Source organism: Microbacterium sp. (genome assembly GCF_031988965.1).
In the GTDB taxonomy this organism is placed as follows: domain Bacteria; phylum Actinomycetota; class Actinomycetes; order Actinomycetales; family Microbacteriaceae; genus Microbacterium.
In genome coordinates, this window is the sequence record NZ_DALZXX010000002.1 from 34,309 (window position 1) to 47,319 (window position 13,011).

A 13,011-nucleotide genomic window follows, 5' to 3' on the forward strand; every position below is an offset into this window, starting at 1 on the left:
ACGCGCGCGAGCCGTGAGCACCCCGCCGACGACCGAGAGCACCGCGGCCGCAACGAACACCAGCCAGAAGCCGCCCACGAGGGCGACCAGCCCGGCGCCGAGCACGGGTCCGATGAGCTGACCGAGCGCCGCGGTGACGTTCACCACACCGAGGTCGCGGGCGTGGTCCTGTTCGTCGGGGAGCAGATCGGCGGCGAAGGCCAGGCCCACCGTCGAGAACGCCCCATAGCCGAGACCCATGAGCGCAGCAGCGACCATCGTCGCCTCGAACGTCGGCACGAGGGCGATGACGACGCCCGAGCACGCCTGCACCAGGGTCGCGGCGACCGCCAGCCTCCGGCGACGACCCGTGCGATCCGACACGATGCCGGTGACGACCGACGCGATCACGACGAACACGGTGTAGACGACGATCAGCAGCAGAAGGTTGTCCTGCGCCTCGACGGAGCCCTGCTGCAGTCCGTGCAGAAGGAAGAAGAGGAACAGCGACGTGCCGAGCGCGTTACCGATGTTCGTCACCAGGCGCCCGGACAGCATCCAGGCGAAGTCTCTGTCGTGCAGTGACGCGAGCACGTGGCGCGCCGGGCGAGAAGGTCGCTGCGCATCGAGAGCGGGCTCGTCCGGCAGGAGGAGAGCTGCCCCGGATCCGACCACGGCGATCAGAGCGGCCAGCAGAAGGTAGCCGTCACGGATGCCGAGCCCGAGCAGCACCACGAGGCCGACTCCCAGGACGATCCCGACCGCCTGGCTCGATCCGACGGCGGCCGAGGCCGCGCCGCGTTGGCGAGGGGGAAGCTGGTCGGCGATCAGTGCGCCGAAGGCCGCAGAGGCGACGGCCACACCGATCGAGACGCCCACCCACGACACCCCCACGGCCCACGGCCCCTCGGCGACACCGGTGACGACCAAGCACACGGCCGTGAACCACACCGCACCGAGCGCCCACGGTCGTCGCCGACGGCGGCCGGCAGGAGTGCGGTCCGAGAGAGCGCCCGCCACAGGGCCCGCGATGATGCCGGCGAGCCCGCCGATGCCGAGCACGAGGCCCGACGACACCACTCCCCTGATCCAATCGTCCTGAGGCGTGTCGAGCTGCAGAGGAAGAAGAAGCTGCACGGGGGTGAGCTGCACCGTCCACACCGCGAGCCAGGCGAGGGTGAACAGGGTCATCCACCGCGCGCCGACCCGCCCGCGCGCGGTCATCGGGGGCCTGCGGTGTCGGGACAGCGGATCATGGGACTCCTCGATGTCGTCGCTCACGGTCGGCCGCACACGCTCCGGCTGAGACGATTGTGCACCTCTGAAGCCGTTTAGGGCGAACGACCCGAGTGCTGGTAGAGTTGGTTCTTGGCTTGCGTGTGGGTTCTTCCCTCACGACCGCCGTGTGGAAGCCCTCTTCTTCTGCCGGCACTCCCATCAAATCCTGTACAGAAAGCGTCCACACGTGGCAAACATCAAGTCGCAGATCAAGCGCAACAAGACCAACGACAAGGCTCACGAGCGCAACAAGGCCGTGAAGAGCGAGCTGAAGACGCACATCCGCGCGACCCGCGCCGCTGTGGTCTCCGGTGACAAGGCTGCGGCTGAGGCCGCGCTGAAGACCGCCGCCCGCAAGCTCGACAAGGCCGTCAGCAAGGGTGTCATCCACCAGAACCAGGCTGCCAACCGCAAGTCGGCCATCGCCAAGCAGGTCTCCGCTCTCTGAGCTCAGACCCCGCAAGGGTGTGAAGAGCCCGTCCCGTTCGCGGGGCGGGCTCTTTCGCGTCTGCACCAAGACCCGCACCCGCGGGGTCGGGATCGAGGCGCGAGGCGGCGTCGCTACTCGCCGAACGGTCGGCGGGTCGCGATCACGGTCAGCATCCGCTCGAGCGCGAAGATCGGGTCACGAGCGGCGCCCTTGACCTCGGCGTCCGCTCGTGCGGTCGCCTGGATAGCCAGCCCCAGCGAGCGCTCGTTCCAACCTGCGAGGTCGCGTCGCGCGCGATCGACCTGCCAGTCCTTCATGCCGAGCCGCTGCGCGAGCTGACGACTGGGTTCGCGGTTGCCGGCCACACGCGCCATCGTGCGCAGCTTCATGGCGAAGGCCGCGACCATCGGCACCGGATCGGCGCCCGACGCCAGCGCGTGGCGCAGCGCCACGAGCGCTTCGCCGTAACGACCTGCGATCGCCGTGTCGGCGACGACGAACGCCGAGACCTCGACGCGGCCGCCGTAGTACTTCGTGACCACCTCTTCGGTGATGTCGCCCTCGACATCACCGATCAGCTGCTGACAGGCAGCGGCGAGTTCGGTCAGGTCGTCGGCGAACGCCGAGACGAGTGCCCGCAGCGCGGGTGGGGCGATGCGCTTCTTGGCCGCCTTGAACTCCCCTGCGGCGAAATCGACCCGGTCACCGTCGCGCTTGATCGCCGGCGTCGCGATCTCGATCCCCCCACCGGTGCCGGCCCTGAGAGCATCGAGCAGCTTCTTGCCGCGGACGCTCGCGCCGGTGTGGCGCAGGATGACGGTCGCCCCGTCCTGCGGGTGGTCGAGATACGACACGGCCTCCTGCAGGAACGCATCGGAGCACTTCTCGACTCCGGACACGCGCACGAGTCGCGGCTCGCCGAAGAGCGACGGCGACGTGAGCGCCAGAAGGGTGCCAGGCGCGTAGTCGTCAGCACGGACATCGGTCACCTCGAGGGCCGGGTCCTCCGCGCGGAGATAGTCGCGCACCCCGGCGATGGCCCGCTCGGCGCAGACCTCTTCGGGGCCGAAGACGAGCACCAGGGGTGCGGGTCGGGGCTCGCGCCACGAGACCTGTGCGATCTTGGTCGCCTTCGCGCCACCACGGGACGGAGTACGCGAAGCTGCCATTCCTCCAGCCTACCGGCGAGGTCGGACACCGCCCCGTCCGTCGCGGTAGCGCACGACTGAACGTCTATTCAGTCACTGTTCTCCTACTCCTCGGTCCAGACCTGCAACTCGCCCTCACGTTCGGCGAGCAGGACGCGACCCTGCAGGTCCGTCCGCAGTACGTGGGCTCCGACCGCATCGAGGATCGCGAGAATCTCGGTCCGCGGATGCCCGTAGTCGTTGCCCTCCCCGACGCTGATGAGCGCGGCGGCGGGACTCAGAGCCTCGTACAGCCCGGCATCCTGATCCGCGCTGCCGTGGTGCGCGACCTTGACCACGTCGAACGCGCCGCGGATGTGTGCGGTGCGCAGCAGCATGCGCTGGGCTTCGGCCGACAGGTCTCCCAAGAATACAGACCGCGGCACCGCTCCCCCTCCGAACTCCACCACCACACTGAGGTCGTTGCCGGGCGGGAACGCCGCCACCGCACGCTGCGGCCACAGCACCTTCCACTCCGCCCCTCCGACCTCGCCCCGCATGCCCGCCACGGCCAGCGTGACCGTCGCGCCTCCGTCTGCCAGTCGGTCCAGCGTCCTCTCATCGCCGCGCTCTCCGATCGGTCCGTGCACGACGTCGTCGACACGGCCCTGAAGCGCCTCCACGCCGCCTGCGTGGTCGAGATCGAAGTGCGTGAGCACGAGAAGATCGATCCTGTCGATGCCCAGCGACCTCAGGCACTCGGCCAGCGGCTCGGGCTCCGGCCCCGTGTCGATCAACGCCACCTCCCCTGCGGAGCGCACGAGCAGCGCATCGCCCTGGCCCACGTCGCACGCGGCGATCGACCAGCCGTCGGGGGTTGTCGAGCTGGCCAAGGGTCCGTCGAGCAGCATCCGGGCACCGAACACCGCCACGACGACCGCGACGACCAGGCCTGCGAGGGCGCTGAGGCGGCGACCACCAGCGCTCGGAGAACCACCGATCAGCACGATCGCGATCGCAGCGCTCACCGCGCCGACCGCCGCGGCGCTCAGGATGAATCGGGGCGGCGAGGCATGCCAGCATCCCGATCACGGTGGCGATGGGCGCGGCCGGAGCGGCCAGCAGATTCGCGGCGAGACCCACCAACGACTGCTGATCGGCGAACAGAGCGATGATCGGTCCGCACGCGAGCTGAGCGGCCAGGGGAACGGTGATCGCGAGGGCCAGCGGACCCGGCATCCAGCGTCGCATGCCCCGCGCCAGATGCGGCGCGAGCAGGATCAGCGCGCCGGATGCCGCGACCGAGAGCGCGAATCCGGCACTCGCCGCCAGCCACGGATCCACGAGCAGGATGCCCGTCGCGCTCAGCGCGAGCATTCCGGCACCGGCGCTCGGACGCCCGAGCAGCACGGCAAGCATCGCGACACCGGCCATCACGCCCGCGCGGATGACGCTCGGCTCGGGAGTGACGAGGACGATGAAGCCACTCAATCCGAGAGCGGCGACGACCACTCGGGTGCGCCGTCCCCCACCGCACAGCGCGGTCAGCCAGAACATGGCACCGACGACGATCGCGCAGTTCGCACCGCTCACCGCGGTGAGATGGCTGAGCCCGCTCGTGCGCATGTCGTCGCTCAGCTCGGTCGACACCGCACGGGTATCGCCGACCGCGAGCCCGGGGAGAAGACCGGCTCCGGGCTCGGGAAGGCCTGTGGACCGCTCGACGAAGGCACTGCGGACGTCGGCCGCCACCGCGAACACCCCGGATGCCGGCACCTCGACCGAAGCGGTACTCGCGAACACCACGAGGGCCGACCTCTCCCTAGGAGCCGTCGACGCTGCCTCGCCCTTCACCCTGACTGTCGCACCGAGATCGAACCCATCAGCCGGATCGATGCCGACCCGCACCGGGGCCGATGCCGCCCGCACCGACCCCGGTGATCCGATGCCCGTGAGATGCACCTCCATCCACAGACGCCCGTCGCGACCGACAGACGCCGACGACGTGACCTCCCCCGTCGCCTCGACCACACGCCCATCCCACGACGCCGCGCTGTCGCGAGCCGGCATCGCGGTCATGGCTGCGATGGACACAGCCGCAGCGGCGGCAAGAAGCACCACGATCAGTCCGGCCCTCGACGCGGTCGCGGTGCGTTCGCGGCGCTTCAGCACGACTCCGAGCACCGCGCCCGCTCCGAGCGCGCTGCCGCATGCGCACCATCCTGCTGCAGCAGGGACGAATACGCAGAGGAGCGCGACCATCCACACAGCCACCGCGATGGGCAGCATCCGCAGATCGCGCCTCATGCCGGCACGACGTCACGGATGACAGCGAGCATCTGTCGGTTGCTCACGCTCTTCGCGGATCCTCGCATGAGAAGAACCTACGGTCCCCCGACGCGGCCTCGTTGACGTCGGCCCGATCACTGTGCACAAGCGTCAACGATGTTGCGGTGTGCAGAAGCGGCTTGCGACTTTACGGCTCCTGCACGATCGCGAGGAGACGCGCAAAGCCGCCGAAAAGCCCGGACGCGAAACCGGCGGTCGGCGAGCTGCGTCACCGAGCTGGCTGTCGAAGCGACCGACCCCCAAGGGCATCATTGGCTGCACCGGACCCCGCGATTCCGCGGTGATCCAGCAGCGCCGTCAGCAGCTTGTAGACACACTATAAGAGCCGCCGTCGCGTGAGCGTGACGGATGCCATCGCGATCAAGTCTCTCGATAACAAGAACTTTACGCCGTGCGGCGGCGGGTCACTCTTGTCGGCGTCGCCGCGCGCCGACGAACAGCAGCACCAGTCCTACACCGAGGATAACCAGCCCCAGCATCATTCCCGCCATATCCTGGGGAAGCGCAACGCACCCTGCAGCAACGTCGTCCTCGGGGCACTCCCGCCACGGCTGAAGCGCGAAGACGACGGCCATCACAACACCCGCTACAGCGGCCTTTGCCCCGCCGAGCGCGTACTTGGATGCGCGGATTTTGGCTTGTGATTGACTCATAGTCATTGTCCCCTTATCTCGGGTGTAGGTTCCGTCTTGCCAGATCCCTAATTAGGGAACCGTCGGTGACGTGATGACCGTGTGAGGTGACCTGATCTCGACCGCTACCGGAGCCATGTCGGAGGCCGCTCAGAAGAAGCATGTTCGTGCAGTTCTCACAGAGAATGGGTGCCTGCCGAGCCAGGTCATCGACCGATAGGCCCCGAACCGGATTTGCCCCGGCGACTGAGTTCCTGGGGGCTGTTGCCGGGAGAATCGCAGCACTCGTGGACCGCGGGAACGACGAAACACTGTAGACCGATCGGAACGCACACGGTGTTGGAAACCGCCCGCTGAAAGTTGATCAGTCGGCTGGGTGCAGACTCGGTCTCGACTGGCTTCGCGATTCACGCCAGCTACTCTGAGCACAACGCCGGTACGGCACTAGGGGGAAAAAAGTGATCGTCAAGCTGGACATCGTCCGCACGCAGTGGGCAGTGGGGAACGGGTTCTTCCACAGTGGGAGGATTTCGAATGACTCCGACTCCATCACCTACGTATACGACTGCGGAGCGCTGAGTGCCAGACGAAGTCAGGACGCGCTGAGACGAGAGGTCGAAACGTTCAGCGGTCGGGCGAACCGTCTGGACCTGATGTTCATCTCGCACTACGACTACGACCACGTTTCGGGCGTCGCCAACCTTGCTTCCCGGCTGCCGATCAACAGATTCATTCTTCCCCTCATCCCAGATGCTGAGCGTCTGTTCTACTTCGCCGCGCACGTCGCCAATGAACCACCCGCACTTCGAGATGCCCTCGGCGCGGGCTTCTACGCAGACTTCATCACGAATCCCGAAACGACACTGCGCGAAGCAGCGTTAGGTCTCTCACCCAACGTTGAGGTCCTGTTCCTCGTCCCTGCCTCGGAGCCACCGCCCTCCGACCCGGCCGTACCTGAGATTCAGCGAATCGCCCCCGCCAAGGTCTCGCCAGCCGATGCGGGCGTAACCCTCCAGATCGCGCGCAGCGGGGACACGACGCAGGTCCAGACAAGCAACGGCGACGTCGTCTGGGAGTGGTATCCGTACGTCGGCGAGCTTGCTTCGAAGGGAATTGCTGCTTTCGCCAAGGCGCTGAAAGACGCGGGGCTGATTGCTCGAAGGAAAGACCTCGGCGACCGCGGGATCATTGAGAACCTCGTACGGAACCACCCGTCTGACCTTGCCGATGCGTACGACCAGGCGTCGCGCGCTGCAGGGAAGTCATTCAATCGCAACCTCACTTCCCTGATGTTGTACTCAGGACCCGTCGAAGGTGCCCGCCACCGGGCTTATCGAACCGCGAGTGACGATTTCGAGCGACCGGAGATCGGAGCATGGAATCCGAAGCCGGGCTGGTTGGGACTCGGGGACGCCAACCTTCGAGCTCGAAAGCGTGTGACGGAAGCCAACGACGTGTTTGCCACTCGCAAACCACTGGTTGGGACCTTCGCTCCCTCTCATCATGGCTCGGTGCTGGACTGGAACGACAGCCTGATGGCGGGGTTCGATGATGCCGAGCGCATGCCCACTTATGTGTTTGCCGCGTCAGGTGCATATAGATCGCGGCGGGACAAGGCGGTGCTCCATCCGAGCGGTGACGTGCTATTAGCGATCAACAACGCCGGCGGCACTGCGGTGACTGTCGGCCTGGACGAAGCCTCACGTTGGACCGAGAGGTTGACGGTCTATATCGAAGTCTGAGCGGTCGATCACTGCCCCTCGTGTATGACTCACCGTTTGCGCGACGTATCTGACGAGAGGGTCAGGGTCTCCACCGAGTTCTTCGAGAAGGCTGTCTGGCGTCGCGGGATTCAGGCTGACCAATAAGGCGAGGTCGAGGCTTCGATTGGCAAGATCCTTGAGCGTATCGACGGGGGTTCCTTCGTTGAAGCCGATCGACTTCAAGACGTCCGCGTCAGCCTCAGAGGCGAGTGATGCCAGAACCTCGGGTGGAGTTTTCGGGTTCGCAGCTACCACTCGCCGCACCTGAACGCTCCGTCGCTCACCACCGAGGAAGGCAAGCACGTCCGGTGTTGCAGCAGGGCTGTAAGCAGCGTCCATGCGCACCTTCGCATGCTTGCTCGCTGCCATCTGATGAATCTGCTCTGGGGTGAGGGATGCCGGCTGTGGTCTGTCCTCACGAGCACGCTCAGCCTTCGGTGGCTCGATCGACGGGTTCTTCGCGGCGGCGTCCCGGACGCGCTGGTCGCCGTCAGCGAGCAGCATCGTCAACAGCTCAGCGGGCGTGTTCTCGTTTCGCGCCACGCTCGCACGGACGCGTGCGTCGTCATCCCGCGCGAGCAGGTCCAAGCTGGCAAGGGGTGCTCGCAGGTGTTGGGCGATGGCCAGCCGCACGTCCTCCTCCACGTCGCTGACCAGTCGTTTCAAGGCGGCCGAGGGTGCGTTAGGGTTCTCCGCGCATGCTTGGCGCACAGCCGCGGATGTGCTCTTTGAGAGTCGAAGGATCGTGGCACCTGCCGTTCTCGGGTGTCCAGCAGCGAAGACTCGGTCTTCCGTGCGCCCCCTCGATAGCCGGTCTAGAGCTGCTTCCACCATGCCGCTGAGGGAGGACAGGTCTTCACGCCGGGAGATCGTTGCTATCGATTCTTGGAGGTTGTCCTCTTTGCTGCGTCCCAGCAGGGTTCGGGCGATGTCGAGCGCGTCGGCCGACAACGTCGACGGGTTGTCCACGACAGCACGTCTGACGTCGGGAGATCGATCGCGCCCGAGACGGCGGAGTGCGTCGGCCGATGCGCTTGGGTTGAGGGCGACATCAAGGCGCACGGCGGTGAGGCGGTCAGATGCGAGCGCATCCAGCACTGCGGCGGGGGTCGCTGAGGACATCGCGAACCATTCGCGTGCTTCCACAGACCGAGAGGTCTGCATGCGCTCCTCCACCGTCGCTCTCGAGGATGCCGGGAGTGAGCCGTTGACCAGCAGAACGGTCAGTGCTCTCGGGGATGCCTCGTCGATGATCGAAGCGAGTGACTCCGGCGCTGTCAGAGGGTGGCCCGCGATGAGTTCGAGTATGACGCGGTCGCGCTCAGCTGCATTATTTTGTGACCCACGGACGGTATTACCGCCGCCTAGAAAGATCATGCGACGGTCGCGAGAGGCCGCCATTTCGCTGAGAAGAACACGAACATGTGCCCCTGAAGCAGTGTCGGGGAGAACACTGTAGGACCGTTCAAGAGTGCGCAGACGAATCTCTGGATCCGGATCTTCGAGGAGCATTCGAAGGATCGCTTCATCATCGACAGGCAGGCTACCCGCCGCCAACGTACGTAGGTAAGGCGGGCGATCATGTCGCAACAAATCCGTGGTGATCTCGGGCGGCAGACCGTACCTCAACGCCGCGGGAATGCAGACCGACCGGCCTTGACGGAACGCCCACACCTGGCTCGGCACCGGAAGTGACAAACGCCACGCGCGATCATCGAACGCTGTCAGGTTGTCCGTCGTCCGACCACCACTCGCCAGCTTCGCGACGACGTCGTACAGCCACGCAGAGTCCAGTGCTTCGTCAGACCGACGCGGCACGACCTCGATTGACGCGGCACACTCATCCCGAACAACGGCCTGTTGCGCAGTGGCAGTGACACCACCACCCCAGGCCGAACCGATAGCCGATGGGACGGCCGAAACCGGTGCTCCCGGGTTCGAGGCAACGGCCCGACGCACGCCAACGCTTGAGTCGTTCTCGAGCACCGCGAGCACATCCGCTGGGGCCGCCTCATTCCGAGCGACGCCTTCCCTGACACGCGCGAGCCGATCATGCGCGAGGATGCGAACCGTCTGTTCGGGCGTGACAACGTTGCGGCCCACACGGAACCGAATATCGGGGTCCGCACTCCGAGCGAGCTCAGTGAGCATCACGAACGGGGTGTGCCGATTCTCGGCGAGAAGTTGGTGACGACGACGCTCCGCAATCGGGACGGACGCGGCCAGTGCGCTGCCTTTCAAGGCCCGCGCGAATCCTTCTCGCAGCGATGGCAGAAGCTCGTCAGGGTCTCCGCTGAGCAGCTCCGTCAGCGACCATACCGGTGTGAGGCCCTGACGCGGGAGCCAGACACCGACCGAGCGGATATGCAACTCATCGTTGAGGTCAAGGAGAACATACCCGAGGAGTTGACGGAGGAAGTCGCGGAGCTTTGGAACGCTCAGCGAACCGTAAACCTTGCAGTCGATGAGTGTCTCTCCGACGAGCCAGTCGGCGTCAGCGCCTCCCACGAGTGCCGCTCCGGAGAACGTAGGGTTGGGCGCGAAACGTTTGCCTGCGGTGATCTGCTCACGCCACGCTGTCACCTGATGTCGTCCCACAGCTTCCAGGGAACCGATTTCGAAGACGATGGACGGGTCGATCGCGTCGACGAATTCCTGACCGTCCGCGGCACGGTCACACGCGTCACCGACTGATCCGATCAGCCCTTTCGCGCCCACCCGGTAGACGGGCTCCAAATAGCCGAGCACGACGGACGCCCGGTCAAGGTCAGTGTGATCCCGTGGGTTCACGAGGAGGCGCTGCGCGACGTCGAATGCGCCGCTCAGCACTGCTGCGCGATGGGCGCCATTCTTGACGCTGTCCACGTACGCGGGTAGAAGGATTCGGCCGATTGCTGCCGCCGAGTCAGTTGGATCGAACCCTCCGAGAGCGATGCGGGCACGGAAATCGAACGCAGTGCCAACCAGCTGGTTCGGGAGACCCGGACGCGCGGGCACCAGCGCAGGGGCTCCGGCGAGCGTCGTTAGACCCAACGCATCCGCGACGCTGCGCGCACCAATCCCCTGCCTCTGGATACCCGCGATTCGCGGCGACGCCCCGTCGAGATACTCACGAAGCGGTGAGTCAGGGTCGTCCAGAAGTTTCGTGAGGCTCACTGTTCCCCCAGTTCTCGGCTCGCTAGAACCATACCGATGCGACACGTCGCGTCAGCTTTTTCAGCGTACGCACTTTTGTGTTGTGAGGGACTGCCACGAGAGGAGCGCGCATGGAGGTAGTGATTCTCGCGGTTGAACGCGCTGCGCTCGCATCCATGTGGTGACTTGTCACGGACAGGTCGCGTTGCGCGAGAGCAGCTTCCGTTGAGGGGTGGGCGGAGGCGTTGCCGCTACGAAGGAGTTCCGCGGGTGTCATCCACTGCCACGTCGCGCGTTTCGTTGCTGGGCTCATACCGGCTGAGGGCTGAGCCGCAGGGGAAATGACTCACGGTCAGCGCACATCACCAGCAGATCACGAGCCCACGCGAACGTCGCTCTGGGGCTCGTGAGATCCTTGCCATCATGGAGCTCAAGATCCCGACTAAGCCGCGGGAGAAGCATGCATGGGCCCTGGCAGCTGACGCAGCCGGGAAGCCGCCTTGCGAGTTCGTCGAAGCCGGGCATCTGGGTCCGGGCGTAGTCCCTTTCGAGCCGAACAATGGTCAGGGCGTGGCATGCTTCGCCACATCTCGGGGTCTCCGCAGTGATGCGCGGTCGTGGCTCCCGAGAGAAGGTGGCGGACGTTCATGGAGGAGGGGTGGGTGAGGCGGGAAATCCACGAACTCAGCGTCAGTGCGGGCGTGCTGTATAGCAGTGTATTGACCTCGGCTACGGCAGCGCTGCCAGAGTCAGTCGACTACGCTCGTCGGCTTCTGGAGCCAATCGCTGGCGAAGTGTGGATGGGGAGGTTGTCCCTCCACGCTGGGAGTAGCGTTGCCGGCACTGGGGTGAGCTCACGTCAGGTCTCCGATCGCACACGGGCGGAAGTCTTCCTTCGCGACGGCTTCGTCTGCTCGTATTGTGGTGGCCGGACGATCCCTCGCTGCATCCTTGTCGCGATCAGCGACGTGTTCCCTGACGAGTTGCCGTACCACCCCCACTATCGTCGCGGCAGCGTCCCTCCCGTCTATTGGGAGCTTGCGCCGGAGGCTGATCATGTTGTCGCCCACTCCAGTGGCGGGTCGAGCGAGGCGGGGAACCTCGCAACCGTGCACGCGATGTGCAACACGCGAAAGTCGAGCCTCGCTGCTGATGCTCTCCCAGTGATTACGCGTCGTCCGCATGACGTCAGGTGGGATGGTCTTCTCTCGCGCTATGCCGATATTGTCGTCGCGGGTGAGACTGCGGGGCGTCGACATTCCGCACCTGGCTACCATCGAGCCTGGCTACGTCGCTTCGGTCGACTGGCTGATGCCGCAGGCATCATCTAGAGCGTCATCGGACTCGGGTTGCCCTGGTGTTAGATGAGGGTGACCGCCCGAAGGAGCTCAACTGTGCCACTTATCCCACAACAGACCATCGTCGTCGTGACGGGCCCGTACGACCTCAAGCGGGGTCAGGAGCCGGTGCAGGCTGCGGCGGAGAAGCTGCAGGAAGCCATTTCGAACTATCCGCCCTGCCGGATTGTGAGTGTGACAGGGTCAGGGAATTTGCACGGCTATTCGCTGACTGCGGTCGTGGAGACGGTCTGATGGTCGAAGAGCGCCCTTACGACCAACGTCCGGCTGCTCGACCGTTGCAGCCGCCGCCTTCACCTTCCTTGGCCACCTCGGATGAAGCTCCTCCCCTTCAAGCGAAGAAGCGCGTCATGGCGCCGCTGTTCAGCATCGTTGGTTTGGCGGCAGCAGTCGTCGGTGTCATCCTGATCGTGAACCTGAACCAGGAGTTAGCACCGGAAGCTACCACCCCGAAGTGTGACGACGCATTCGCTGCGGCCAGCAGCGCAATGAACCAGCACTACGCCACGCATCCCCTGTTTGGTCCGGAGTACGACGCGATCTATGCCGACGGCGCCGTCACTGACGAAGAGCAAGTAGCCCTCGACGCGATGCTCGCCGACGAAGAAGCACGATTCGTTGCGCTGATCGATCCGATCTATGACGCATGCTCCGGAGTTGAGGACTTGTATGCAGGAGGTTTCGCTCACCGAGAGGATGCCGATTGGGCGCTCGTTGACGTTGAGTCGATGAGTCGCGAGAAAATCAAGGCCGGTTTCATTTTCTCGCACTGCTACGAGAAGGAGGCACGGCCCGCATGCTCAGACTTCGTTCTCGAGGACTGGAACCGCAAGCTCTGACGATGACCAGGATCTAGTTAGCGGGCTTGCGCTCATCCCGAGCACCTGACGTCGCACATCCGCGTGAGGGGGCGCCGGGGCGGCACTCTAAGTGATGTGAGGCCCCCGGCGTAGCTCGCCG

General features: G+C 65.4%; 10 protein-coding genes and 1 pseudogene. 6 read left to right on the forward strand and 5 right to left on the reverse strand.

The window, feature by feature from the left end:
* Positions 1 to 1,272 (reverse strand): MFS transporter (locus RTM68_RS01830; RefSeq protein ID WP_312167763.1); only part of this gene is annotated, 1,272 nt, incomplete at its 3' end.
* 172 nt (positions 1,273 to 1,444) lie between these two features.
* Between RTM68_RS01830 and rpsT the strand changes: the two genes are divergently transcribed.
* Positions 1,445 to 1,705 (forward strand): 30S ribosomal protein S20, encoded by a 261-nt coding sequence (gene rpsT / locus RTM68_RS01835; protein WP_312167765.1) that lies wholly within the window; start codon positions 1,445 to 1,447, stop codon positions 1,703 to 1,705.
* A gap of 113 nt (positions 1,706 to 1,818) precedes the next feature.
* Here the strand turns inward: rpsT and holA are convergent, their stop codons facing one another.
* The 3 genes and pseudogenes from holA to RTM68_RS01850 all read right to left on the reverse strand — a co-directional run.
* On the reverse strand, positions 1,819 to 2,856 hold the full coding sequence (holA, locus tag RTM68_RS01840) for a DNA polymerase III subunit delta (RefSeq protein WP_312167766.1): 1,038 nt from the start codon (positions 2,854 to 2,856) through the stop codon (positions 1,819 to 1,821).
* Between the two features lie 83 nt (positions 2,857 to 2,939).
* Positions 2,940 to 3,842 (reverse strand): MBL fold metallo-hydrolase, encoded by a 903-nt coding sequence (locus tag RTM68_RS01845; RefSeq protein WP_312167768.1) that lies wholly within the window; start codon positions 3,840 to 3,842, stop codon positions 2,940 to 2,942.
* Positions 3,843 to 3,927: 85 nt separating this feature from the next.
* Positions 3,928 to 5,121: pseudogene (locus tag RTM68_RS01850) on the reverse strand (ComEC/Rec2 family competence protein); the annotation flags it as partial.
* A 377-nt stretch (positions 5,122 to 5,498) separates the two neighbouring features.
* Between RTM68_RS01850 and RTM68_RS01855 the strand changes: the two are divergent.
* Positions 5,499 to 5,807: a hypothetical protein gene (locus tag RTM68_RS01855; protein WP_312167770.1), complete on the forward strand. Its 309-nt coding sequence runs from the start codon at positions 5,499 to 5,501 to the stop codon at positions 5,805 to 5,807.
* A 446-nt stretch (positions 5,808 to 6,253) separates the two neighbouring features.
* Entirely contained in the window at positions 6,254 to 7,537 is a 1,284-nt protein-coding gene (locus RTM68_RS01860) for a hypothetical protein (protein WP_312167771.1), read from the forward strand.
* Here the strand turns inward: RTM68_RS01860 and RTM68_RS01865 are convergent.
* A complete protein-coding gene (locus RTM68_RS01865) occupies positions 7,496 to 10,714 on the reverse strand; it encodes a hypothetical protein (protein WP_312167773.1) in 3,219 nt (1,072 codons plus the stop codon). The genes RTM68_RS01860 and RTM68_RS01865 overlap by 42 nt on opposite strands.
* A gap of 779 nt (positions 10,715 to 11,493) precedes the next feature.
* Between RTM68_RS01865 and RTM68_RS18960 the strand changes: the two genes are divergently transcribed.
* From RTM68_RS18960 to RTM68_RS01875, 3 genes are all read left to right on the forward strand, one after another.
* Positions 11,494 to 12,024, forward strand: coding sequence for an HNH endonuclease (locus RTM68_RS18960; protein WP_396654172.1), 531 nt, complete (start codon positions 11,494 to 11,496; stop codon positions 12,022 to 12,024).
* A 63-nt stretch (positions 12,025 to 12,087) separates the two neighbouring features.
* Complete coding sequence (locus RTM68_RS01870) at positions 12,088 to 12,285, forward strand: hypothetical protein (RefSeq protein ID WP_312167775.1); 198 nt, start codon at positions 12,088 to 12,090, stop codon at positions 12,283 to 12,285.
* Entirely contained in the window at positions 12,285 to 12,890 is a 606-nt protein-coding gene (locus tag RTM68_RS01875; RefSeq protein ID WP_312167776.1) for a hypothetical protein, read from the forward strand. The genes RTM68_RS01870 and RTM68_RS01875 overlap by 1 nt, the downstream gene beginning before the upstream one ends.
* The last annotated feature ends 121 nt before the right edge of the window (positions 12,891 to 13,011 follow it).